21 protein-coding genes and 2 tRNA genes are annotated in these 26,322 nt (G+C 39.2%); 11 read left to right on the forward strand and 12 right to left on the reverse strand.

Annotation, left to right across the window (positions count from 1 at the left end; genetic code table 11):
- Positions 1-288: transposase (locus tag LY11_RS06490; RefSeq protein ID WP_146610806.1), on the forward strand; the 288-nt coding region annotated here is incomplete at its 5' end.
- Positions 289-439: 151 nt separating this feature from the next.
- Here the strand turns inward: LY11_RS06490 and LY11_RS06495 are convergent.
- Together LY11_RS06495 and LY11_RS06500 are read right to left on the reverse strand one after the other, a co-directional pair.
- Positions 440-513, reverse strand: a tRNA-Asn gene (locus LY11_RS06495).
- Positions 514-633: 120 nt separating this feature from the next.
- A tRNA-Asn gene (locus LY11_RS06500) sits at positions 634-707 on the reverse strand.
- A gap of 145 nt (positions 708-852) precedes the next feature.
- Here LY11_RS06500 and LY11_RS06505 point away from each other — a divergent pair.
- Complete coding sequence (locus tag LY11_RS06505) at positions 853-1,776, forward strand: PfkB family carbohydrate kinase (protein WP_111632919.1); 924 nt, start codon at positions 853-855, stop codon at positions 1,774-1,776.
- Positions 1,777-1,850: 74 nt separating this feature from the next.
- Here LY11_RS06505 and LY11_RS06510 read toward each other — a convergent pair whose 3' ends face one another.
- The 4 genes from LY11_RS06510 to murB all read right to left on the reverse strand — a co-directional run bounded on the left by LY11_RS06510 (position 1,851) and on the right by murB (position 4,746).
- A complete protein-coding gene (locus tag LY11_RS06510) occupies positions 1,851-2,087 on the reverse strand; it encodes a cytochrome b5 domain-containing protein (RefSeq protein WP_111632920.1) in 237 nt (78 codons plus the stop codon).
- Entirely contained in the window at positions 2,087-2,764 is a 678-nt protein-coding gene (locus LY11_RS06515; RefSeq protein WP_111632921.1) for a lycopene cyclase domain-containing protein, read from the reverse strand. The genes LY11_RS06510 and LY11_RS06515 overlap by 1 nt, the downstream gene beginning before the upstream one ends.
- A 242-nt stretch (positions 2,765-3,006) precedes the next feature.
- Positions 3,007-3,537 carry an RNA polymerase sigma factor gene (locus LY11_RS06520; protein WP_111632922.1) on the reverse strand — a complete coding sequence of 177 codons (531 nt, stop codon included), beginning with the start codon at positions 3,535-3,537 and terminating at the stop codon, positions 3,007-3,009.
- 192 nt (positions 3,538-3,729) lie between these two features.
- Entirely contained in the window at positions 3,730-4,746 is a 1,017-nt protein-coding gene (murB, locus tag LY11_RS06525) for a UDP-N-acetylmuramate dehydrogenase (RefSeq protein WP_111632923.1), read from the reverse strand.
- Positions 4,747-4,900: 154 nt separating this feature from the next.
- Between murB and LY11_RS06530 the strand changes: the two genes are divergently transcribed.
- From LY11_RS06530 to LY11_RS06555, 6 genes are all read left to right on the forward strand, one after another.
- Complete coding sequence (locus LY11_RS06530) at positions 4,901-5,509, forward strand: TetR/AcrR family transcriptional regulator (protein ID WP_111632924.1); 609 nt, start codon at positions 4,901-4,903, stop codon at positions 5,507-5,509.
- Positions 5,510-5,723: 214 nt separating this feature from the next.
- The gene (locus LY11_RS06535; RefSeq protein WP_111632925.1) at positions 5,724-6,335 is read left to right on the forward strand and encodes a TetR/AcrR family transcriptional regulator; all 612 of its coding nucleotides are present in this window, start codon (positions 5,724-5,726) and stop codon (positions 6,333-6,335) included.
- A 29-nt stretch (positions 6,336-6,364) separates the two neighbouring features.
- Positions 6,365-7,687 (forward strand): TolC family protein, encoded by a 1,323-nt coding sequence (locus LY11_RS06540; RefSeq protein WP_111632926.1) that lies wholly within the window; start codon positions 6,365-6,367, stop codon positions 7,685-7,687.
- Positions 7,684-8,748, forward strand: a complete 1,065-nt coding sequence (locus LY11_RS06545; RefSeq protein WP_111632927.1) for an efflux RND transporter periplasmic adaptor subunit — start codon at positions 7,684-7,686, stop codon at positions 8,746-8,748. The genes LY11_RS06540 and LY11_RS06545 overlap by 4 nt, the downstream gene beginning before the upstream one ends.
- Before the next feature lie 30 nt (positions 8,749-8,778).
- Positions 8,779-11,970: an efflux RND transporter permease subunit gene (locus LY11_RS06550; RefSeq protein WP_111632928.1), complete on the forward strand. Its 3,192-nt coding sequence runs from the start codon at positions 8,779-8,781 to the stop codon at positions 11,968-11,970.
- A 78-nt stretch (positions 11,971-12,048) separates the two neighbouring features.
- Complete coding sequence (locus tag LY11_RS06555; protein WP_245952633.1) at positions 12,049-12,882, forward strand: hypothetical protein; 834 nt, start codon at positions 12,049-12,051, stop codon at positions 12,880-12,882.
- An 18-nt stretch (positions 12,883-12,900) separates the two neighbouring features.
- Here the strand turns inward: LY11_RS06555 and lpdA are convergent, their stop codons facing one another.
- The 3 genes from lpdA to LY11_RS06570 form a co-directional block, all read right to left on the reverse strand.
- Positions 12,901-14,307, reverse strand: a complete 1,407-nt coding sequence (gene lpdA, locus LY11_RS06560) for a dihydrolipoyl dehydrogenase (protein ID WP_111632929.1) — start codon at positions 14,305-14,307, stop codon at positions 12,901-12,903.
- Between the two features lie 79 nt (positions 14,308-14,386).
- Entirely contained in the window at positions 14,387-16,054 is a 1,668-nt protein-coding gene (locus LY11_RS06565; RefSeq protein ID WP_111632930.1) for an ArnT family glycosyltransferase, read from the reverse strand.
- Between the two features lie 9 nt (positions 16,055-16,063).
- Positions 16,064-16,510, reverse strand: coding sequence for a GtrA family protein (locus LY11_RS06570; protein WP_111632931.1), 447 nt, complete (start codon positions 16,508-16,510; stop codon positions 16,064-16,066).
- 138 nt (positions 16,511-16,648) lie between these two features.
- Here LY11_RS06570 and LY11_RS06575 point away from each other — a divergent pair, with 138 nt between their 5' ends.
- From LY11_RS06575 to LY11_RS06585, 3 genes are read left to right on the forward strand one after another with little or no spacing between them, the layout of a single operon-like run.
- On the forward strand, positions 16,649-18,529 hold the full coding sequence (locus LY11_RS06575; protein ID WP_111632932.1) for a CocE/NonD family hydrolase: 1,881 nt from the start codon (positions 16,649-16,651) through the stop codon (positions 18,527-18,529).
- 6 nt (positions 18,530-18,535) lie between these two features.
- Complete coding sequence (locus LY11_RS06580; RefSeq protein ID WP_111632933.1) at positions 18,536-20,194, forward strand: M1 family metallopeptidase; 1,659 nt, start codon at positions 18,536-18,538, stop codon at positions 20,192-20,194.
- Positions 20,195-20,253: 59 nt separating this feature from the next.
- Positions 20,254-20,979 carry a head GIN domain-containing protein gene (locus LY11_RS06585; protein WP_111632934.1) on the forward strand — a complete coding sequence of 242 codons (726 nt, stop codon included), beginning with the start codon at positions 20,254-20,256 and terminating at the stop codon, positions 20,977-20,979.
- Positions 20,980-21,222: 243 nt separating this feature from the next.
- Here LY11_RS06585 and LY11_RS06590 read toward each other — a convergent pair whose 3' ends face one another.
- From LY11_RS06590 to LY11_RS06600, 3 genes are all read right to left on the reverse strand, one after another.
- On the reverse strand, positions 21,223-22,113 hold the full coding sequence (locus tag LY11_RS06590; RefSeq protein ID WP_170132641.1) for a hypothetical protein: 891 nt from the start codon (positions 22,111-22,113) through the stop codon (positions 21,223-21,225).
- A gap of 119 nt (positions 22,114-22,232) precedes the next feature.
- Entirely contained in the window at positions 22,233-23,465 is a 1,233-nt protein-coding gene (odhB, locus tag LY11_RS06595) for a 2-oxoglutarate dehydrogenase complex dihydrolipoyllysine-residue succinyltransferase (protein ID WP_111632935.1), read from the reverse strand.
- Between the two features lie 20 nt (positions 23,466-23,485).
- Entirely contained in the window at positions 23,486-26,281 is a 2,796-nt protein-coding gene (locus LY11_RS06600; protein WP_111632936.1) for a 2-oxoglutarate dehydrogenase E1 component, read from the reverse strand.
- Positions 26,282-26,322: the final 41 nt, after the last annotated feature.

Raw genomic sequence — 26,322 nt, forward strand, 5'->3', positions numbered from 1 at the left:
AGTATGAGCCTGAGTCAGCTATTTGAGCATACAAAAGATAAGGTATTTGGACTGGCTAACCTGGCCAAATGGCATGAAAAAGTTAGACAAACAGGTTTTAAAGCATTCAAAACTATTTCCAGGTCTATACAGAGTCATTATCAAACGATATTAAACTACTTTGACCGCAGATCTACCAATGCATCAGCAGAATCTTTTAATGCCAAAATCAAGGCATTCAGATCGCAATTCAGGGGAGTCAAAAACATTGAATTCTTCCTTTTTAGGTTAACGCAACTCTATGCGTAAAATCCAAAAATATCCAATTGCTCCACAACTTTTGGCATTGATCCTAATGAATTGTAAACCAAGGGTAAACCTTTATTAGTTCGTACAACCTATGGTGTGATTCAGCACAAAAAAGCCTTCCAGTTTTCACTGAAAGGCTTTTTGCAATTTGCTCCCTCTGCTGGGCTCGAACCAGCGACCCTCTGATTAACAGTCAGATGCTCTAACCAGCTGAGCTAAGAAGGAGTGCTGGTTTTTTAAAAAAATAACGCCTTTTTTAAAAAGGTAAAGCGTAATATAAAAGGCAATGCCCTCTACTTTAACAGAAAAAACCTTTCAACGTGATGTTGAAAGGTTTTTAATCTGCTCCCTCTGCTGGGCTCGAACCAGCGACCCTCTGATTAACAGTCAGATGCTCTAACCAGCTGAGCTAAGAAGGAGTACTCTGGTTATCCGAAAACGTTTTCTCTGCTTTAATAAACAACATAAAGCTTCGTTCGTTTTGGGAATGCAATATTAGGGCTTTTAAATTATTTATGCAATATTTGTAGACAATATTTTTCAAAAAAAATTAAAATAAAACATATGAGCCTGATAATCATAGGGACTGTAGCATTCGATGCAATTGAAACTCCCTTCGGAAAGACTGATAAAATAGTAGGAGGAGCTGCAACTTACGCAAGTTTGGCTGCTTCTTACTTCTATAATAAAGTGAAAATCGTCGGAGTTGTAGGTGATGACTTCCACCAGGAGGACATTAATACCTTTACAAAACATGGTATCGATACTGAAGGTCTGCAAATAAAAGCAGGTGAAAAATCATTTTTCTGGTCAGGAAAATACCACAATGACATGAACAGCAGAGACACTTTAGTTACTGAACTGAATGTTTTGGGAGATTTTGACCCGATTATCCCTGAGAGCTACCAGGACTGCGAATACCTGATGTTAGGCAACCTGACTCCACAAGTACAGCAAACGGTCATCAAACGTCTTAAAAACAGGCCTAAACTAATCGTTTTAGACACGATGAACTTCTGGATGGACATTGCACTGAATGATTTGCTGGATACGCTTAAAATGATTGATGTATTAACCATCAATGATGAAGAAGCACGTCAGCTTTCAGGCGAATATTCATTAGTTAAAGCAGCGAAGAAAATTCTGGAAATGGGCCCAAAATACCTGATCATTAAAAAAGGTGAACACGGCGCATTACTTTTCCATGAAGATAAAGTATTCTCTACTCCTGCGCTTCCTCTGGCAGAAGTTTTCGATCCAACTGGCGCAGGTGATACTTTTGCAGGCGGATTTATTGGTTATCTGGCGAAAGTTGGAACGGTCAACTTCGATACCATGAAAAATGCAATCGTTTACGGTTCTGCACTGGCATCTTTCTGTGTAGAAAAATTCGGAACAGAGAAAATCGTCAACCTGACTGAAGCAGAAGTTGCCGGCCGTATCCAGGAATTTGTAAACCTGAGCGCTTTCACACTTACTGAAGCTTAATTATTCAGACTTCCCACTAAAGGAAAATGAACTTTAATAAAAAAAAGCATCAGTTTAAGGCTGATGCTTTTTTGTTAACTTTTCAGTTTACCAACCGCGGTAAACTTTTCAAATACAGTTTCTGAATGCGGCGCATCTGCCAGTTCATCGGTCAGATCCTGTCCTGCCCAGTGTTCATAATGCTTCCCATTTTTCCATAACCGGCTTTCTCCAACGTCGTAAATCAACCCGAGATAAGCTACCCATATTTGTGGTTTGTCCTGCCCATTTCTTAAAGCCAGTTGTTGTTTGGTAAATTCTGGTAGCTCCATTAACGGCGTGCTCTTAATTTAAAAAACTCAAAAAGATAAACACTCAGCAATAACATCCCCATAAAATAGAAAGGCGTTTCAAAGGGAATATTAAACTGATTAAAGTTCAATGTTTCCGCACTATTATACTGTATCACAGGAAGATTAGCCAATAGCCCATACACAATATAGAATGGGATTAAAGTCACCAGGAATGCACGGTAAAAACGGTACATGAATCTGATCTTATTGACATATTCGACATACAGGATGAAAACCAATAAGATCGAAAATGTAAAAAGAGTATATAACTTCTGATGACCGAAATAGAGCATAGCTATACAGACTCCCAGCATAATATTACTAAAAGCCAGGCTATATTTCTCAGGGCCATTATCTGGAAAACGATGATTAAGAAACAAGTAAACCGCAAGCCCGCTTAAAGGTAAAATGAATAATAACAACAACTCTTCTATTGGCAATTGCCATAAAGTCATCCCACTTAAATAAGGCGGATTAAATACAATTACCTTTAATTGCGTCATAAATTCCGTAGGGATGGAGAAAGAAAAAACACTGATCAAAACAGCAAGAACCAGGAACTTACTCTGGTCAGTAAAGTTGAGTTGCCGGATAGAAAAAAATAAGACCGGCAATAACAAAAGTGCCAGGTCAATCAATAAATAAGTATAGTTCATTTAGCAGGATAAGTCTGAAGTCCAAAAATATACTTTTGATCCGACTAAACCACTTTCTTTTTCCACTGGCAACTGCACATTGAAAAGACCGCTGAACCTTCATCAATACAGCGGTCTTTTCAATGTGCAGTTCTCAGCAATTAGTATCCTTGATTGTTGCCCTGCCATGAAGCTTAAATCGAGCGCACAAAAAAGCAGCTATTTTTTATATAGCTGCTTTTCGTTAAAAGAAAACAGAATGATTAAACGATTTCTGTTCCGAGAATTTCTTTAGAATACGTTTTAAGATATTTTTTCAGTATCTGACGGGCAACGTGGATTCTTGTTTTTACTGTACCGATTGGGATCTTAAGCATATCCGCAATCTCATGATATTTATAGCCTTCAAAATATTTAATAAAAGGAACGTAGTATTCAGGTTGTAAAGTAGCTAAAGCCTTATTGATGTCACCAATAATAAACTTGCTGTCTATTGTATTTTTTGTAGCACTATAGTGAAGATTTGCAGAAGATATATCCTCAGATTTAGTAATTAACGCATTTGTTTTAACCAAACGTCTGTAATTATTAATAAAGGTATTTTTCATGATGGTGAATAACCATCCTTTCAAATTTGTTCCCTCTTTGAATTTACTGTAGTACGTAACCGCTTTCAGCATGGTGTCCTGAACTAAATCGTTTGCGTCTTCAATATCTTTTGTAAAATTTAAAGCGAATGACTGCAAGGAAACCGAGTGGTTGTGAAGCTGAAGGTTGAATTCATTTTTTGTCATAGTGTTTAAGTTTTAAGGTTAAAAAAGCAAGCAAACAATACCTTTAAAAAGTGGCGCTAATCAGGTTTGTTTAATCTTGTATATTAACACTTATACAACATATGTACCAAAAAAATGATTCATGGTTAAACACATAGATTTAATTGTTTAACCATGAAAAAACTCTATATAGTTGGGAAAATCACACAATTGTTACAGGATATTCACTTCCCGTTCCAATTTTACATCAAATTTAGAGAATACAGTGTCTATAATTTTTTCTGAAAAACTATACACTTCCTCTCCGGTTGCACCACCATGGTTAACCAGAACCAGTGCCTGATTTTTCCAGGTACCAGTATGTCCTTCAGTAATTCCTTTAAAACCACACTGTTCAATCAGCCAGCCGGCAGCCAGTTTAACTTTATCTTCGCCAGCAGGGTAACTGATCATTGCAGGAAACGCATGTTTTAACCCTTCAAATTTAGAACGGTCGATAATAGGGTTCTTAAAGAAACTTCCCGCATTACCAATAGTTGAAGGATCTGGCAATTTACTTACTCTGATCTCAGCAACAATTTTTGAAATATCTGTGATTGTAGGATGTGTGATTCTTCTTTCTGCGAGCAACGACTGTATAGCACCATACTGAGAATTGATTCTGATCCGGGTAAATAGTCTGAAATTGACACGCGTAATAATATATTGACCTTTTAATTCATTTTTAAAAATACTGTCTCTGTAAGCGAAATGGCAATCCTCATACCCGAAATTCTTAAACTCACCAGTAGCCAGTTCAAATGCTTCACAAGACTCAAACACATCCTTAAGTTCCACACCATACGCACCAATATTCTGGATCGGCGATGCGCCTACAGTCCCTGGAATAAGACTTAGATTTTCCATTCCTGCAAATCCATTCTCTACACAATAGTTTACTAAATCATTCCAAACCACTCCTGCTCCTGCAGAAACAAAAACCTGGTTATCTGCAACTTCAGTGGTAATTTCAGGAATGCTGATCTTCAATACCAAACCAGGATAGTCTTCCGTAAAAAGCACATTGCTACCCCCTCCGAGTATCAGTAATTTGCTGGCCTTGAATACCGGGTGATTCCTTAATGCAACCAGCTCATCTTCTGTAAAAATTTCAATAAAAAAGCGGGCTTTGACATCAATACCAAAAGTATTGTAAGGTTTAAGGGATATATTTTCTTGTAATACAAGCATAAGAATTATTAGAATTATTTACCGCAAATGTAATTGTTAGCCTGTGTAATAAACATGTTAAATATAATATTTAATAATTTTGTATAATTTACATCCGATTCTAACCCCAATTCAAGCCGGCACGCTCATAGAAAAAAAGCATTGCTTATTCACAATGGAAAATCAAGATAGAAAAAGACTCTTAATTATAGACGCTGCATTAAAGAGATTCGCACATTACGGACTCGCAAAAACTACGATGACTGAAATCGCAAAGGATATTGCTTTTTCAAAAGCGTTACTCTATTATTATTTCCCTGATAAATTGAGCTTATATGTCAGTGTAATTGAACATATGATGCACACCATCAGCAGAGATCTGATTAAGTCCGTAGAGAAGACATCTACCGCTACAGAAGGTATTCTGATGCTGTTGCAGAAAAGACAGGCATTTACACAGAAGTATTACAATCTCCTGGAATACACCCAAATGATTGGCCCTGAACTCCCGGAAGCACTTTATGAAAAATTTCAACGTGCCAGGGCATTCGAGCTTAAAATCATTACAGGCCTGCTGACCAAAGGTGATACATCCGGAGAATTCGCCATCAAAGACATCCCTTTCACCACCGAAATATTTGTCGAAGCGGTGTCTGGTATCCACTTCAATATCCTTAACCGTGCGCGGAATATTTTCCCTGGGAAAGAACAGTTTAAACTCATCTTTCTGAAAGAAAAAAGGTTCGCCGAAATCTTTCTGGCGGGTTTAAAGCCATTAATCTAAACACAGCTTTAAGTCACAGAACTACCATTTATTCGTTAGCACGGCTTATAAGAGACTGAAGACCAACAAAAACGGTTTAAACTCTCTTATTAAAGTCATGGTATTGTCATATCTTCACTAAGTATAGTTGTTTTTATACTAAAGTTTCTTTATTAGAAAAGCTTGCCATACTTTTGACTTTACATATAATAAAGTCAGAAGGTAAAAAAGTAAAATGGCAGAAACGGATAAAAAAAGGGAGCTGATTATAGAGGGTGCAATAAAGCGTTTTATACATTTTGGCATCAATAAAACTACGATGAATGAAATAGCAGAAGATCTATCTGTCTCTAAGCCTTCATTATATTATTACTTTCCAGACAAAACCAGTTTAATTCTCGGTGTAGTCGAGCGGATTTTCAAAGATTATTTCGATGTTTTATATGCCGACTTAAAGCAATCATCCAATATCGAAACCACGCTATTGAACATCGTAGAAATCAAACATCGTTTTTTTCTGCGCTATTACATGCTGCATTTATCTAACGGAAATCCTGATTCTTCATTGAACTCGGTTGAATTAAAATCATATTTAGAAAAAATGCTGGAGAAAAATGTTGAGTTTCACGAAAAAATATTTGAAATGGCAGTAGAGAACAAAGAGATCGCTCCACAAGAAAACATCTCTAAACTCGCCGAATTATATTTATCCTGTCAGTCTGGTTTGACCTCCCTCTGTATTATGCACGGGAATAAAGAGCTTTTCCCGGGAAAGAAAGAATTAAAATTAATGAAGGAAAAACAGATCAGTCTCTCTAAAATATTCATTAAAGGACTAAAAAACTAAAACCAGCCCTATACCAGAAAACCACAATCATGACTACACGAATAAAATCGATCCCCATCTTACTGCTATGCCTGTTTTTTACAGATATAGCATTTGCGCAAGAGCAACTTACGCTTCAGGATGCGCTTAACTTTGCTATTCAAAATAACGTTAATATACGTAAAGCGAAACTGGATATTGAAGGCGGAAAATACAAAACGCAGGAAGTTAGAGCACAAGCCTTACCACAGGTTACGGCAAATGGTGGTTTAAATTACAATCCTATCATTGGATCACTGATCTTTAATAACCAGGCTGTTCAGCTTGGTAAACCATGGGACATCAATGGGGGCTTTCAGCTTAGCCAGCAGTTATTCAACCAACAGGTTTTTACCGGACTAAAGGCAGCACGCACCAGTGAAAACTATTATAGCCTGAGTGCAAACCTTACAGAGGAACAGGTTATAGAAATGGTTGCAAATAACTATTACCAGGTATTAGTAAACAGACAACAACTTAATGTCATAGATACCAATATCAAAAACGTTAAGGTGGTAGAAAAGATCATTTCCAATCAGTATGAAAACGGTCTGGCAAAAAAGATAGATGTAGACCGGATTAAAGTGAACCTGACTAACCTGCAAACCAGACGTGAGCAAACAATTAACGGTGTTGTCCAGTTAGAAAATCAGTTGAAGTTTTCGATGGGCATGCCGGTAACGACCATCATTACCTTACCACCTGATGAATTCAGTAAAGTGGAAACTTTACCCGTAATGGCCGACAGTATAAATACTGAAGGAAGAACAGAAATCAGGTTATTGAATATTCAGAAAGAGTTACTGAGTCTTCAGCGAAAATCATACGTAGCGGAGTATTACCCTCAGTTATCCCTGGTGAGTAATATAACCAGAACCGGACAAAGTGATAAGTTCGATTTACTCAGCCCGCACGGACGCACATTTTATTACAATGCTTCTGCTATCGGGGTCACGATTAAAGTGCCGATATTCAATGGTTTTGCTACACGTTCAAGGATCCGTCAGGCTGATGTGAATATCAAAAAAGCGGATGAAGATATTAGAGAAAGTAAAAATAATCTGAATCTGGCTTATGAAAATGCGAAGATCCAGCTGAAAAATAATATTACGACTATCAAATCTCAGCGCCAGAATGTTTTACTCGCTCAGGAGATTTATAACAGTACTCAAAACAATTACAATAACGGGCTTGCTGCCTTAACGGATCTTTTAGATACGGAAAATGCTTTGACCGAAGCACAAAACAGCTATACCCAGGCATTACTGAACTACAAAATTGCCGAAATCCAACTAATCAAATCAAACGGAAATATAAAATCACTATTAAAATGAAAAGAGGAATTATAACAGTCATTCTAATTATAGTAGTTATCGGAGCTATTGCTTTGGTACTTAAAAACAATAAGAAGAAAAATGACGCGCAAACGGCTTTGGTAGCTCAGGGAAGTGGTGCTATCAGTGTACGCGTGGCTCCAGTGAAAAAAGTAGCCGTTGATTTGGATTTTAGTGCAAATGGTAATTTTATACCTAAAAAAGAATTGAACTTTCTGTCAGAAAATGCAGGCCGTATCACAAAAATATATGTGGAAGAAGGTGACCGCGTACATAAAGGACAGGTTTTGGCACATATTGATGCTGAAATTATCAATACAGATAAAGAAACTGCACAAGCAGCACTGGATAATGCAATCAGAGACGAAGCGAGATATGCAAGCTCTTTCAAAACTGGTGGTGTAACGCAGCAGCAGCTTGACCAGGCAAAACTGGCTACAAGAAATGCAAAACTAAGATTACAAGGTTCTGCAAGAAGAGTAAGTGATGCGAATATCAAATCTCCGATTGATGGTATAGTGAATAAAAAATACATTGAGACTGGTGCTTTCGTTACCGCGCAGGGTACGCAGTTGTTTGAATTGGTTGACGTTTCAAAACTAAAACTGAAAGTGAATGTAAACGAAGGACAGGTTGCGAACCTTAAAGTAGGCGAAACTGTACAGATTAAATCGAATGTATTCCCTTCTGATAATTTTTCAGGCAAAATCACTTTCATCGCTGCTAAAGCGGATGAAACTTTGAATTTCCCGATTGAAATTGAAGTAGACAACAACCACAAAAACACAATCAAAGCAGGTATGTATGGAACTGCAATTTTCAAGTTTCCAGCTCAGGCAGCAACGATTACTATTCCCCGCGGTTCATTTGTGGGCAGTGTAAGCAGTAACGAGGTTTTTGTATTAGGAGAAGGTAATACAGCGAAACAGCGTAAAGTAGTTGCAGGCAGAATTATCGGTGATCAGGTAGAAATTCTTGATGGGTTGAAAGAAGGTGAAACGGTAATTATCAGCGGACAGATCAACTTGGTTGACGGCAGTCCTGTTGCAATTATAAAATAATATCAGATCAGCATATAAATCTATATATAGATGAAATTAACAGAAATATCAATAAAAAGACCTTCGCTTGTCGTCGTTGTATTCAGCGTACTGACATTACTGGGTTTATTGAGCTACTTCTCTTTAAGTTATGAGTTGCTGCCCAAGTTCTCTCAGAACGTCGTGTCTATTTCCACCGTATACCCGGGTGCATCACCTAGTGAGGTAGAAAATACGGTAACCAAGAAGATTGAGGATGCGGTATCCTCCATGGAGAATATCAAGAAACTAAACGCGGTTTCTTACGAAAGTTTATCCGTGGTAACGATCACCCTGAATGACAAAGCCAATGTGGATTTATCATTAAATGAAGCGCAACGTAAGGTAAACTCTATTCTTAAAGATTTACCGACCGACGTAAAACCTCCTTCCTTAAATAAATTCTCTCTGGATGATTTACCAGTGATCACGATGTCAGCATCAGCGAAAATGGACGATGCGTCGTTTTATGATCTGATCGACAAACGTATTGCTCCGATTATATCCAGGGTAAATGGTGTTGCACAGGTTAACCTGGTAGGCGGACAAGAACGTGAAATTGAAGTGGGCCTGGATGCAGATAAAATTCAGGGATACGGTTTATCTGTTTTACAAGTTCAGCAGTCAATTTTAACATCCAACCTTGACTTCCCTACTGGTAGTGTGAAAACACATGACCAGGATATTTTAATCCGTTTATCCGGTAAATACAAAAACGTAGATGAACTGCGTAAATTAGTTGTAGGTACAGGAAAAGATGGTGTTCAAATTCGTTTGCAGGACATCGCAGATGTGAGAGACGCACAAAAAGAAGTAGAGAAATTAGCGCGTATAGACCGTAAAGGAGCTATTGCGATACAAATTATCAAACAATCGGACGCGAATGCCGTAGAGGTAAGTAAAAGCGTGCATAAGGTAATTGAAACTTTGCAGAAGGATTATGTGAAGAATAACCTGAAAATAATTATTGCAAATGACAGTTCTATTTTTACATTGGAATCTGCCGATGCAGTAATCCACGATTTAGTGCTTGCAATTATTCTGGTTGCTTTCGTGATGCTTTTCTTCCTGCATAGTATTAGAAATGCCCTGATCGTTATGGTTTCTATCCCTGCTTCCCTGATTGCTACTTTTATCGGGATCAGCGTACTAGGTTATACCTTAAACCTGATGTCACTATTGGGATTATCACTGGTAGTTGGTATTTTGGTGGATGATGCGATTGTGGTATTAGAGAATATTTACCGCCACATGGAAATGGGTAAAAACAAAGTGCGTGCTGCTTATGATGCGACAAGCGAAATTGGTTTTACCGTAGTATCCATTACATTGGTAATTGTAGTTGTATTCTTCCCTATTGCTATAAGTACAGGCTTAGTTTCCAATATTCTTCGTCAGTTCTGTGTCGTGGTAATTATTGCGACTATGCTTTCACTATTAGCATCCTTCTCTATTGTTCCTCTTTTATCATCCCGTTTTGGTAAATTAGAAAAGATAGAAGGCAAGAACATATTTGGTCGTTTCATCCTGTGGTTTGAAAAACAACTGCGCAAATTTACGGTCTGGATCACCAGTATCTTAGAATGGTCCCTGGCAAACAGAACACTCACAATTTTAATTGTAGTTGTTATGTTTGTTGCTTCAATATGGCTGGCGGTTGCAGGTTATATCGGAACAGAATTTTTCCCAAAAAGTGATAAAGGAGAATTCCTTGTACAAATAGAACTTCCTAAAGATGCGTCCATCGAACAAACGAATTTGATGACGCAAAAAGCAGAAGCCTTTTTAGTTAAAAAACCAGAAATCCTGCAATTGATTACCACTGTAGGACAATCAAGTGGTGATTTTGGAGGAACACAAGCAACAGCCTATAAATCTGAGATCAATGTAAAATTGGTTGAAAGAGATAAACGCGAAGACGTATCGAGTATTTACGCGACAAAAGTAAGTCGTGAACTGGCTAAAGTATTAGTTGGTGCTAAAGTAAAAACTGTTCCGATCAGTATTTTAGGTATCGCAGAAAATGCACCTATTGAACTGGTGGTTATGGGTTCAGATTTAGACAGTGCCATGAAATATGCCGAAGGTGCTAAAGCGGTTCTGGCTAAGATCAAAGGATCTGCAGAGCTGAAGTTATCTGTTGAGAATGGTAGTCCTGAAATTAATGTACAGGTAGATCGTGATAAGATGGCTGCTCTTGGTCTTACCCTGCAAACAGTAGGTGCAACCATGCAGACTGCATTTAGTGGAAATACAGATGGTAAATTTCGTAGAGGAGAATATGAGTATGACATTAATATTCGTTACCAGACGTTCAACCGTAAAAACATTGATGATGTAAGAAATCTGATCTTTGTGAATACGGCAGGGAAACAAATTAAGTTATCACAATTCGCATCCATCACTAACGGTTCCGGTCCAAGTCAATTGGAAAGAAGGGATAAGAGTACTTCGGTTTCAGTAAGAGCTCAATCTATTGGTCGTCCAACAGGTACGATTGTAGCAGAATTCCAGGCACAATTACTTGCATTGGAAAAATCAGGTAAACTTAGAAAACCTATAGGTGTAAGTTATGTATGGGCAGGTGATGCCGAAAATCAGGGGGATGGTTTCGGAACTCTGGGTATAGCCTTATTAGCATCCGTTATCCTGGTATACCTGATTATGGTAGCACTATATGATAGTTTTGTTTATCCTTTTGTCGTGATGTTCTCCATTCCTTTATCAGTTATCGGAGCCTTGCTGGCACTCGCACTGACGAATAATGCAATTAACATATTTACGATTTTAGGGATGATCATGCTAATCGGACTGGTAGCGAAAAATGCAATTATCCTGGTCGATTTCACCAATCAGATGAGGTCTGAAGGTAAAACTACACATGAAGCTCTTATTTTAGCCAACCATGCGCGTTTACGTCCAATTTTGATGACGACCATTGCCATGGTAATTGGTATGATGCCAATTGCGCTTGCAAGTGGCGCAGGTGCAGAATGGAAGAATGGTCTGGCCTGGGTAATTATTGGCGGACTATTAAGCTCATTGTTCCTGACGCTAATATTTGTGCCGGTAATGTACCAGTTATTTGACAGACTGCTTGAACGTCTAGGATTGAACAAAAAAGGAGTCACTATTGATGAATTGATGGTAGAACCTTATGACCATAAAGAAGTTCATGAATATGATTTAGATCACCAGCATTAAGAGCATTCGTTATAAATTTCAAAAAGGAACCCATTTGTGGTTCCTTTTTTGCGTTATAGAAATTCACAACACGTAATTATGAAATATACACTTGTATTGATCTTTCTTTTAACCTGCTCATTTGTGGTTAAAGCACAATATCCTCCAGTATTTGAGGGCATGACTACAGACAGTACTAAAATATTGTTAGGGGACATGCCACTGAATCTGATTAAATACAGTTACAATACCCCCAGTATAAATTTCCTGGCTATTCACGATAATGAAGATACCGGGGTAAAAGCTGCTTTCGATTATATTGCGATGAACGGCGGAAGTATCGTAGACTGTCAATATGGAGGTGCCAGGAACTTCAAATTCATACAGGATGAGGTCACCTATCAGACAGATCCCAACAGTATCTATACAGCCGAAGGCATTCCTATCGGACTGGAGAAATATGGAGTATCCAGTGAAGCTGTAATTGCCGAACTGAAAAGTACGGGTAAAACTATTCTCAAAACTTATAATCCTAAAAAATCAGCTTATATATTCACCCTGCATAATAACGCCGACGGGGGATTTGGCATTCAGAGTTACCTGCCGGAAAACGAACTGGGAAGTACCGCAGACTCCGTTCATGTCAACTATGAAATGGATGAAGACGATATGATCCTGGTTACCGAACTGAAACTCTTTAACCTGTTAAAAAAAGCAGATGTTAATGTAGTACTGCAATCTGAAGAAGCAGTAGATGACGGTTCACTATCCATCTATGCGATGCAAAATAACATTCCTTATATCAATGTAGAAGTACAACATGGCCATCAGGAGGAAAACCTCAGGCTTATACAACTTGGCGTAACTGCTTTGGCTGAAGCTTATCCGAAACTGGGCATAAAAAAACCTGCAGTTGAAACTGCGGGTTTTTAATAAATTATAAAACTGATCTTAAATATGAATCGCCCTGTTTGCAGTTGCAGCCATAGCCGCTTCTTTAATAGCTTCAGTATACGTAGGGTGTGCATGACAAATTCTTGCAATGTCTTCAGCAGAAGCACGGAATTCCATAGCCACTACAGCCTCAGCAATCATATCAGCAGCACGCGGGCCGATCATATGAACACCTAATATCTCGTCAGTAGCTTCATCCGCCAATACTTTTACAAAACCATCTGTATCCATACTTGCTTTAGCACGTCCACTCGCTTTGAACGGGAAAGATCCTGCTTTATATTTTACACCTTTTTCTTTCAATTGCTCTTCAGTATAACCTACCGATGCAACCTCTGGCCAGGTGTAAACAACTCCTGGAATCAGGTTATAGTTGATATGTGGTTTTTGACCTGCGATAGTTTCCGCTACAAAAACACCTTCATCTTCTGCTTTATGTGCAAGCATTGCACCAGTAATTACATCACCAATTGCATATACACCTTGTACAGCAGTTTCTAAATGTGCATTTACAGGGATTTTATTACCACGCTCCTCAGTTTTGATTCCGATATTCTCTAAACCTAAACCTTCAGTATAAGCCGTACGGCCAACAGCTACGATACAGTAATCAGCTTCTAAATTCACCTCTTCGCCTTTAGCGTTCAATGCAGAAACCGTTACTTTTTTACCTTTTGCAGTTGCACCAGTTACCTTATGGCCCATAAAGAATTCCATACCCAGTGATTTTTTCAATACACGCTGTAATTCTTTACCTAAACCAGCATCCATTGTAGCGATAATAGAAGGCAGGTATTCCACTACAGAAACTTTAGTTCCCAAACGTGCGTAAACAGAACCTAATTCCAGTCCGATTACACCACCACCAATCACGATCATCGTTTTTGGAACCTCTTTAATATTTAATGCTTCTGTCGAAGTAATAATTCTTTTTTTATCTATTGGTAAAAATGGTAAAGCAGTGGGCTTAGAACCCGATGCAATCACTACATTTTTAGCGGTAATAGTTTCAGATGTTCCGTCAGTTTTGGTAATCCTGATTGTGTTTTTATCTACAAAAGAACCTAAACCTTCAAAACTGTCAATTTTATTCTTTTTGAACAAGTAAGTGATACCTGCTGTATTTTGCGCAACCACATCATCTTTACGGGCAATCATTTGTGGCATATTCACTGTCAGATCCTTTAGGTCAATCCCGTGGGTAGTGAAGGTATGCGCAGCATTATGATAATGCTCTGAAGAGTCTAACAATGCTTTAGATGGAATACAACCTACATTTAAGCAAGTTCCACCAAAAGTTTTATATTTTTCTATAACTGCTGTTTTTAACCCTAATTGTGCACATCTTATTGCGCTTACATAACCACCAGGACCAGAACCAATAATAACGACGTCGTATTGCATAATGATAAAATTTTGTTGTACAAAGTTAATAATCCCCAATAGAAATAAGGCATCAGCAAGGGGGTTTCTTGTTAATCTTTCAATTAATCAACACTACTTCGGTTGTAGACAATGTCTGTTCCCGTGTAGCATGATTCAAAAATTTTCCTTTAACCATCGTAATCCGGAAATTCCCGAACGACTTAAGGCGTGTAACCTTCATCCCCTGCTGAATATACTGATCCACTAAATCCGGGTTAGCGTACAGCAGGTAAGGTCTTGGAGGTAATAAAGCCTCTTCCCCCGGTCTTAAGAAATAAACCGGAGCATTGACATAAAAATCCAGCGAATAAGCAAAAGCAAGTCTGCTTTGTACCACAGGCAGTCCTTTTTCATTATGCGCATTAATCCAGAACGCAGCTTCACTATCCCCCTGGTATTTGACTAATCGTGGATAATAAGCCAGGTTAAAATACAGATTCACAAAAAAGGCGACTGTACAAACCTGGAAAAACACTTTATACGCCTGCTCAATCGGCTGAAGAGTGATTATAATAAATAAAGCTACAGCCCCCGCCAGCAATACTGCAGCAAATACCGTAATGTTATCCGGCTGGAAAAAGTAATGCAATACTATAATCAGGAACATCATAATGCCCCCAACAATCAGCTGCATGATCCGGATAGCTTTTACAGAACTTTCTAACTTGACCCTGCATAAGTATTGCGCACAAATGATAGTGAAAAACGGAAATACAATCGTAATATAAAAAGGAAGCTGAAATTTTGATAAAGAGAAAACCAGGAAAGTCAGGAATGAACCGGAGATACAGAACCATTCAGTCAATAAAGGTTTCTTAAAATTCTTACGGAAAAACTGGTATATGGCCGTATATAACAGTAAACTCCAGGGCAAAAAGGCCCATAAAATGGTATGTAAAAAGAAAGTCGGGTCACCACTCGATTTTTTGATCGGCCCGTTGTTAAAGAAACGCCCAAACTGGCTATCCCAAAAGAAAAACCTGATTCCGGATACCCCCTGCCGTCCGAAAACTACTTTCTCCGGATGCACATCAAACTGATGATACAAAGTATAAAGTTCCGGGAGCATAAAAACCAGGATCAGCACTGCTGCCAGCAACCACCTGAAATTAAAGACCATTGCCCAATTCTTTTTAATCAGCAGCTCTCCCGCAACCGCTCCCCCGATAGGGATCAATGCAAAAATCCCTTTCGTCATCACCGCACAGGCAGCGAACACAGAGGCAATCACTAGATGCCAGAACCACTTTTTGCCCAAAGCTTTATAAAAGTGATATACACTTGCGATAATCAGTCCGGTCAGAAATGGTTCTGCACGAACATCCATCGTACAAATCAGAATGTGCTGCGCCGTTAATAAAAGCAAAACAGCCCATAAGCCAACCTGCTTCGAATAAAGTGCCTTCGCAAACTTATAAGTATATACAGCCGCCAGCAGGATAAAAAGTATTCCAGGCAGCTTATAAGCCCAGGTATTGACTCCAAACACTTTGAAAAAAACAGCCGTTACCCAGAAAGGAAAATGAGGTTTATCCAGCCAATCCTTTCCTTCGACCATTAAATCAATGAAATTATTGTGCTGAGCCATATTTTTGGCGATAGAAGCATATAAAGCACCATCCGGTCCGATTACGGTTACAAATAACCCGGTAAAATTTAAAAATACAGCAAACCCGATAAAAAGGTAAAGCCATTTTGTAGTTTGATCTGCCAATACTTTCTGCATAGGTGTTGATTAGATTGATTTTCCTTTGCCAGAAGCTTTAAAAACAAAGAAATAGTTTGCACTGAAATTCCAGAAGAAAACAATAAAAATGGCTACTGCCTTACTAATATAAAAGTTAACCGAAAGCAAATTATCCAATAAAAAGATAATACCCGAATTTAACAGGAGGCCGATTAATGAAACCACAAAAAATGCCGTGAACTGTAACCCTGGCTTTGATTTATTGTCCTTAAATGTCCAGTTGCGATGAATAATGTAATTGCTGATTACTGCTGCGGTAAAGCCTATTCCATTGGCTATAAATTTATTAAACCCCAGCTCATCCTTAAAAAACCAGGTGAGGGCAAAATCTATGATCAATCCTGATACCCCTGTGATTCCAAACTTGATGAAGGCCAGGATTTTTGGCGTTAACAAAGAGGAAAGATAGGAACTACTGAATTTATTTTGCGGCATGATTGATCCTTAGGTGAACCAAAGGTACAATCATTTTAGAATTGAGGGTCAAAATGAGTAACATTTTAGATTATATAGCGCTCTATTTTATAAAAAAGGTGCTATATCCCTTATATTTAGACCATCTAAACTTTTCATATGAAACCTTCTTTTAAAATGTTCTGGGTAGCCTTATGCTTTCTGGCAATAAGCTATTCTTCCATGGCCCAGGTAACAGATTCTGCTTATGTCCGTGACAATTACACTAAAATTGAAAGACAAATCCCTATGCGGGATGGCGTTAAGCTATTTACAGCGATTTATATTCCAAAGAATAAAGATCAAAAGTATCCTTTTATGCTGAACCGTACACCCTATACCAGCAGTCCTTATGGCGAGAACCAATACAAAACGACCTTAGGGCCTGACCCTTTATTCCTGAAAGAAGGCTTCATCTTTGTTTACCAGGATGTGCGTGGCAGATGGATGAGTGAAGGTGAATTTGTAGACGTACGTCCTCAGATTGCCAATAAAAAAAGTAAAAAAGACATAGACGAAAGCTCTGACACCTACGACACCATAGACTGGCTGATTAAAAACGTGCCCAACAACAATGGAAAAGCAGGTATTTATGGAATTTCATACCCGGGGTTTTATTCTACAGCTTCTTTACCAGGTGCACACCCTGGCCTGAAAGCAGTTTCACCTCAGGCTCCGGTTACAGACTGGTTTCACGGGGATGATTTTCACCATAATGGTGCATTTATGCTATCAGATGCGTTTAACTTTTATTCCGTATTTGGAGTTCCAAGACCAAAACCAATTACGCCAGACAAAGGCCCTAAAAGCTTTAAGTTCCCTATCAAAGACAATTATCGCTTTTTCCTGAGCGTTGGCGCACTTAAAAACGTGAAGCTGAAATATTTTGGTGATACCATTAAATTCTGGAATGACCTGATGGCTCACGGCACTTATGATTCCTTCTGGAAAGCCATGGACATCCGTCAACATCTTACTGACGTAAAACCAGCAGTACTGGTAGTTGGTGGTTTCTTCGATGCTGAAGATGCCTATGGAGCTTTACACACTTACCAGGCTATTGAAAAACAAAATCCTAAAGCCAAGAACAGCCTGGTGATGGGCCCATGGTTTCACGGAGGATGGTCAAGAGGAACAGGAGCGAGCTTTGGGGATATACAATTCGGTCAGCAGACCAGCACTTGGTATCAGCAGAACTTAGAATTCCCTTTCTTTATGCAATATCTTAAAGATAAAAAAGATGCAGACATAGCCGAAGCGACTATCTTCCTGACTGGCAGTAACCAATGGAAGAAATTCAGCAGCTGGCCACCTCAAAACACAGAAGAACAAACATTATACTTTCAGGCCAATGGAAAGCTAAGCTTTACTCCGCCAGCCACAGGAACCAGTTTCGATGAATATGAAAGTGATCCGAATAACCCGGTTCCTTATCAGCAAGGTATACAAGAAAAAAGAACAAGAGAATATATGATCGACGATCAGCGTTTTGCAGCCCGCAGACCTGACGTAAAAGTATACCAGACAGCTATTCTAACCGAAGACATCACCCTTACAGGTCCCTTAATGGCTAAACTTTCGGTTTCTACTACAGGGACTGATGCCGATTACGTAGTTAAACTAATCGACGCTTACCCGGAAGACGAACCAGATCTGGCAATCAATCCAAAAGGAATTATCATGGGCGGTTATGAAATGCTTGTTCGCGGCGAAGTAATGCGCGGCAAATTCCGCAACAGCTTTGAGCAGCCTGAAGCTTTCGTTCCAGGGCAAATCACCCAGGTCAACTATGCCCTTCCTGATGTAGGTCATACCTTTAAAAAAGGTCACAGAATTATGATCCAGGTACAAAACTCCTGGTTCCCGTTAGTAGACAGAAACCCGCAGAAATTCCTGGATATTTACCACGCTGAGGATAAAGACTTCCAAAAAGCAACACACCGTATTTATCATGACAAAGCAAATGCTTCTGCCTTAACGGTGACCGTATTAAAACCTTAATCCATGATGAGAAGATTATTTATCAGTACCCTTATTGTATTCACAGCCCTTTTTCAGGCTAATGCACAGCTACTTCAAGGGAAGCACACCTTTTCGCGCGCAGATACATTAAGAGGTATGCTGACTCCACTGCGTACTTGCTATGACATCAATTACTACCACCTTGACGTAAAAGTGGATATTAATAACAAATCAGTCAGCGGAAGCAATGAATTCAATTTTACGGCGACCACAGATTTCAAACAACTTCAGTTTGATCTGTTCAGTAACCTGACCATTGAAAAGGTAGTCTATAAAAACCAGGAACTCCCTTTCAAAAGGGAGTTCAATGCAGTTTTCCTGACTTTCCCTTCCACCATTAAAAAGGGGGCCAAAGACAAATTTGAAGTCTTTTACTCAGGCAATCCTGTCATTGCCAGAAAACCACCCTGGGACGGAGGTTTTATTTTCAGTAAAGATGCAGCCGGAGATCCCTGGGTATCTGTAGCCTGTCAGGGTTTCGGTGCCAGCTCATGGTGGCCAACCAAAGAACATCAAAGTGATGAAGTGGATAGTGTGTTAATCAGCATCAGTGTTCCTAAAGATCTGCAGGAAGTATCAAATGGCCGCCTGCGCAGTATCGTAGATAAACCTGATGGTTACAAACAATACAACTGGTTTGTGGCTAACCCGATTAACAACTATAACATTACCTTTTACATCGGGAAATATGCCCACTGGACAGACCTTTACAAAGGAGAAGACGGAGATCTTACCTTAGATTACTGGTCGCTGAAAGCTGACAGTGCCAAAGCAAGACCACACTGGGATGCCGATGTCAAGCCAATGCTCAAAGCATTCGAACACTGGTTTGGCCCTTACCCTTTCTACAAAGATGGTTACAAACTCGTTCAGGCACCACATCTGGGTATGGAACATCAAAGTGCCGTTGCCTACGGTAACCAGTTTAAAATGGGTTATCTGGGGAATGACTTATCCGGTTCCGGCTGGGGCTTAAAGTTTGATTTCATTACTGTACATGAAAGCGGCCACGAGTGGTTCGGGAATAACATCACTGCGAAAGACATTGCTGATATGTGGATCCATGAAAGTTTCACCAATTATTCAGAAGCACTGATGGTGGAATCCCAATACGGAAAAGAGGCTTCTACGGCTTATGTAGTAGGTATAAGACAAAAAATTCAGAACGATGTCCCTATTATCGGTACTTACAACGTAAACCATGAGGGCTCTGGCGACATGTATTACAAAGGAGCAAATATGGTGCATACCATCCGTCAGCTTATCCAGGATGATGAAAAGTTCCGCCAGATTTTACGTGGCCTGAATAAAACATTCTACCATCAAACTGTTACTACAACACAAATCGAAAATTACATCAGCAAAGAAAGCGGTCTGAAACTAGCTAAAATATTTGATCAGTATTTGAGAACTACCGATGTACCTGTGCTTAACTACAACATTAAAAACGGTAAATTAACTTACCGCTGGACAAATGTAGTGGAAGGCTTCGACATGCCTGTAAAAGTATCCCTGGCACCTGGTAATTTTAGTTTTATTTATCCGGATGCCCATGCCAAAACAATCGCTGTTCAACAGGGTATCAATGAATCCAATTTTAAGGCAGATCCTAATTTTTACATTTTGTTGAAAAAGGATAAATAAAATTCAGAAGTTTATGCAACAAATCAAAATCTTTAACGTCCTATAAAAAACCTAAAGAAATGAAGAAAATAAATAGTTTACTCTTACTGTTGCTGCTCACCATTAGTACTCACCTTAACGCTGCCTCTCCTATCCGGATTAATAAATCTTTCGGTGAAGAAGAAAGGTCTGTCGGAAGTTTTAGAGGAGTGGCTACAGGCGGCCCCCTGACTGTAAAGATCACGATGGGCAATAAAGAATCCCTGCGTCTTGAAGGCGATCAGGAAGCCATTAGTGAATTAACTACTGAAGTGATTTCAGGTATCCTGACGATCAAACCAAAGACTAAATGGAACATCTGGTCAAGAAAGTATAACAGTGCCCATATAACTGTATACATTACAGCAAAAAAGATCAGCTCCCTAACCATGAGCGGATCAGGTAATATGGAAGTTGAAAACGCCATCAATTCTTCCGAACTGGTGACTACCCTTAGTGGCTCAGGAGGTATTACTGCCACTGCCAACGTAAAATCATTTACAGGCACAATCAGTGGTTCAGGCTCCATCAAACTAAGTGGTAAAGCAGACAACTCAAACCTGACCCTGAGTGGCTCAGGAGGCTTTAAAGGCAGAGATTTTGCTGTAAACGACTTATCTGCTCAAATCAGCGGGTCAGCTAATATTTACATCACAGTCAATAAAAACATTGAAGCAGTGATCAGCGGCTCCGGCAGCATCCGTTATTCAGGAAACGCAGCAGTTAAGAAAACTGTCATTGGCTCCGGAAGCATAAGAAAAGAATAACAATTATTAACTCCCTATAAAAGAAAGGCCCCGTATTTAAGGTAAATACGGGGCCTTCTGCTATTTTACCTTTTTAAAGGCAAAAAAACACCGCTACAATAGCGGTGTCAATGATAATCTAATATTTTTCATAGGTATATGAATTTCTTGCAAAATCCACTATAACTATCAATATAATATCCGGTTTCTGTTATTTTTTCGTTAAAAAATAAAACATGCCCGCTAACGCTTTAATAACTCAATTTAAAATTGGTACCCCAAAGCCCAGAAATTCTGTACATAGTTAATCTTCTGACTCGCTTTATCTAAATCGTCTCTTCCCGTAGTATGCACAGTTTTCAGGTTAGTTGCCCCAACCTTCGTTGTATTCTGAATATATAACCCTCTGGTCACATAAAACTTCAGACCAATCTTAGCTGAGAAACCATAACCAGCAACATTCCAGTGATTATTTCTTCCCTGCTCGAACAAACGTACATCCGATCTCGGTACCATCATACCACCACCAAGACCAGTCTCTAAAGTTAACGAAGTCTGTCTGGAAGGTGCAACCCAAATATCATCGTAACGCTCAATCTCAATATTCGCATAATTGAATCCATCGGTATGCTCATAAGTCAGCATTTTACTCGTTACATCAATCATCTGTCCATTATAAGTTCCTGCAAGCGGCCCCGTAGGCACACCAGGATCAGAAATAGTCTCCCCGATCACACCAGTAATGGCTACTCTCTGCGGAATATCCATCACATATTTCATGTGATCCCAACCAATTGAAATACTATAATTATCTGAAATAAAATATCCCACACGAAGATTATACTGAGGCTCAGAAACCTTTGCAGGATTTAAATAGTTCCACTTTAGCGGAGACTGCCTGTCATGAGCAACTACATCCTTCAATGTAAAATCATAATTAGGTCCCGTAAAGTTAATATCACTCTTTCCATACCACGAATGGTTATATCCCCAATGCACATAGAAATCCCCTTTTCTGGAGAAATTCCTTTTGATCTCATTAGAAAATATACTCTTTCCAATCTTTACCGGATTATCCGTTGTATTTGTAACTTCTTGCGCCTTCGTTCTTTTACCAAAAACCAGGAACAACAATAATAAGTAGCTTTTTTTCACAACGTAAAAGTACAGAAATCCTGTCAAAAACGAATTACAGCAAAACAAATGACATGAACAAAACAAAAAAATCCTGCTGTAACGAAACAGCAGGATTTTTTAAATATATGAAGCAGTAATTATATCCCTAACAACAAACGTGCAGGATCTTCTAACAACTGTTTTACTCTCACTAAGAAGCCAACCGACTCTCTGCCATCAATGATTCTGTGATCATAAGATAAAGCAAGATACATCATCGGGCGAACCACAACTTCACCTTTCTCTGCAATCGGGCGCTCAATAATATTGTGCATTCCTAAAATCGCAGACTGAGGTGCATTGATAATTGGCGTAGACATCATTGAACCAAATACACCACCGTTAGTGATTGTAAATGTTCCACCAGTCATTTCTTCCAAAGTCAATTTGCTATCACGTGCTTTAGTAGCCAGCTCAATCACAGACTTTTCAATCTGGGCAAGTGTCATACTTTCCGCATTTCTAATGATAGGAACAACCAATCCTTTAGGCGCAGAAACAGCAATAGAAATATCTACGAAGTCATTGTAAACCACAGACTCTCCGTCAATACGTGCATTAACAGCAGGGAAATCTTTCATCGCCTCACAAACAGCTTTCGTGAAGAAACTCATAAAACCTAAACCAACACCATATTTTTCTTTGAACTGATCTTTATACTTTCCGCGAAGATCCATGATCGGTTTCATGTTTACTTCGTTAAAAGTAGTTAACATGGCCGTTTCATTCTTCACTGCCACTAAACGTTTTGCAACAGTTTTGCGCAATGGAGACATTTTCTCTTTACGTTCATTTCTTGAACCCGCAACAGGAGCAGCTACAGCTGGTGCAGCTTTTTCAGGAGCTTTAGCCGCTGGTGCAGCCGCTTTCTCCGCCTTAAGCGCATCATCCTTAGTAATTCTGCCATCAACACCAGAGCCTTTAACAGCCGCTGCGTCAACACCTTTTTCTGCAAGAATTTTACCCGCTGCCGGTGAAGGCGTACCAGTTGCATAACTCTCGCCATTTCTTTCCGCTACCGGAGCAGCAGGCTGCGCATTATTTACAACTGCTTTTTCTTCAGCAGCTGGTGCTGCCGCTTTTGCCGGAGCAGCTCCACTAGTTTCGATAGAACAAACTACAGCACCTATAGCCAGCGTATCGCCTTCGGCCGCCACTATTTTCAAAGTTCCGGCTTGCTCAGCAGTTAATTCAAAAGTTGCTTTATCAGACTCTAACTCGGCGATTACTTCATCCATTTCTACGGCATCACCATCATTCTTCACCCAACGGGATAAAACAACTTCGGTAATTGATTCGCCTACTGGCGGAACTTTTATTTCTAGACTCATAATTGATGTATTATATTTTCCTAATCTACGTTATATGCTTTACTCACTGATTTCTTAGCAATTTTATGATCCACCTCAGTTACAGGTGCTGCAAAAGATTTTGCCAGGATATAAGCTTGCTCATCCGCATGCTGTTTCGCAAATCCAGTTGCAGTACTGCTGCTTTCTTTTCTTGAAATCACTTCAATATCACTGAATACTGTCTTTCTTGTTTTACGCAACAAATAAGGCCATGCACCCATATTTTCAGGCTCTTCCTGAACCCATATCGCTTCTTTCGCATTTTTATAACCTTTATAAACTGCTTCCATTTGTTTCAATGGCGTAGGATATAACTGCTCAACACGAACAATAGCAACATTTTTGATCTCTTCTTTCTGTTGTTTCTCTAACAATTCGTAGTAAATTTTACCACTGCAGAACAACACCCTGTCTACCTCATTAGCCTTCACGTTTGCATCATTGATCACTTCCTGGAATTTACCATCAGTAAATTCAGATAGTTTTGAAACACATAACGGATGACGCAATAAGCTTTTAGGAGTGAAAACGATCAATGGCTTTCTGAAATCACGTTTAAACTGACGACGGATAGCGTGGAAGAAGTTAGCAGGTGTAGTACAATTGGTTACCTGCATATTGTAATCCGCACAAAGTTCCATAAAACGCTCAATCCTTGCAGAAGAGTGCTCAGGTCCCTGTCCTTCATAACCATGAGGCAATAACATCACTAATCCGTTTTCACGCTGCCATTTTGTTTCCGCACTTGCGATATACTGATCCACAACAATTTGCGCCCCATTGAAAAAATCGCCAAACTGTGCTTCCCAAATGGTTAACGCATTCGGATTTGCCATTGCATAACCATATTCAAAACCTAAAACACCATACTCTGATAAATGTGAATTGTAAATATCAAATGGAGCCTGCTGATCAGAAAGGTTGCTTAAAGGGATATATTCCTCTTCAGAATCTTCTAAAGTTAAAACAGCATGACGGTGTGAGAACGTACCACGCTCCACATCCTGTCCGCTTAAACGAACTCTCTTGCCTTCAGTAAGCAAAGTTGCATAAGCTAATTGCTCACCCATTGCCCAGTCAAAAACATGACTTGAAGTAGCCATTTTATTACGCTCAGCAAATAGTTTCTCAATTTTCTTGAAGAACTTCTTATCTGAAGGTAAAGTGCTGATTCTTTTTGCAATCTCTAATAAAGTAGTCTTTTTAACAGACGTATCCGGAGAAGTAACGAAATCTTCTGCACTGGCAATTCTCATGTCTGACCATGCACCAGCAAACTTCACCCCTTTATAAGTAGAAGTAACTTCTTTAGCTTCATTTAACCGCTCCTGTAAAATACCACGGAATTCAACTTCCATTTCTTTTGCCAGGCTGGCTTCCAGTTTACCTTCACCAATCAGTTGTTTGATATAAATATCTCTTGGATTAGCATGCTGCTCGATGCTTTTGTATAATAAAGGCTGGGTGAACTTAGGCTCATCCGCTTCATTATGACCGAACCTGCGGTAACACAGAATATCGATGAAAACATCATTTTTATATTTCTGACGGTATTCCATTGCCAGGTTAATCGCATAAACCAAAGCTTCCACATCATCCCCATTTACATGGAAAACAGGTGAAAGCGTTACTTTAGCAATATCTGTACAATAGGTACTGGTACGGCCGTCTTTATAATTTGTAGTAAAACCAATCTGATTGTTAATTACCAGGTGAATTGTACCACCGGTTTTATAACCATCCAGACCAGCCATTTGAATAACTTCGTAAACGATACCCTGTCCGGCAACTGAAGCGTCACCATGAATAAGGATAGGCGCAATACGTGAATCATCACCACCGTATTTGAAATCGATTTTAGAACGTGTCATTCCTTCAACCACACCATTTACTGTTTCCAGGTGAGACGGGTTAGGACATAAACTTAAATGGACGTTTTTTCCGTCATTCGTAGTTACATCCGTAGAATAACCAAGGTGGTACTTTACATCACCTCCAAAAGGAGACTCCGCGCTGTAACCTTTACCTTCAAATTCAGCAAAGATATCTTTGTAAGTTTTTTGCATGATATTGGCAAGAACGTTCAAACGCCCTCTGTGTGCCATACCAATTACAAACTCTTCAATCCCCATTGCAGAACCTTTTTCAATAACTGAATCCAGTGCAGGAATTAAAGCCTCAGCTCCTTCTAAAGAGAATCTCTTCTGACCAAGAAATTTAGTGCCCAGGAAGTTTTCAAAGCTTACTGCTTCATTTAACTTTTTAAGGATTCTTCTTTTCTCTTCAATTGAAAAATTCGGGGTGTTTTGAACACTCTCCATCTTATTTTCAATCCAGCCTAATACTTCAGGTGTACGGACGAATTTATATTCGGCACCAATAGACCTGCAGTAAGTTCTTTTCAGGAAGGTTACAATATCGCTTAGTTTGGCCGCACCAATACCAAGTTCTACGCTCGAGTTGAAAATTGTGTCCAGGTCAGTCTGACTCAAACCAAAGTTTTCAATATCAAGTGTTGGTAAATGATGCCGTCTTTCTCTTACCGGGTTTGTTTGGGTAAACAAATGACCGCGCTGGCGATAACCATTGATCAGATTTAAGACACTCACTTCTTTTAAAAAATGTTCGGGAGTTGCTTCACCGGCTACGCCAGCATCCGCTCCTCTTCCAAAATCAAACCCTTCAAAAAACTTTTGCCAGCCGAATTCAACCGCATTAGGATCTTCTTTATAAGCTTGATAAATAGAATCGATGTATTCGGCATTTGCGCCGTTGAGATAAGATAAATTATCCATTGTTTAAGAATTGGTATAAGTATGGCAAAATTAGGATTTTA

It is taken from the genome of Pedobacter cryoconitis, from assembly GCF_003259615.1.
Taxonomy (GTDB): domain Bacteria; phylum Bacteroidota; class Bacteroidia; order Sphingobacteriales; family Sphingobacteriaceae; genus Pedobacter; species Pedobacter cryoconitis.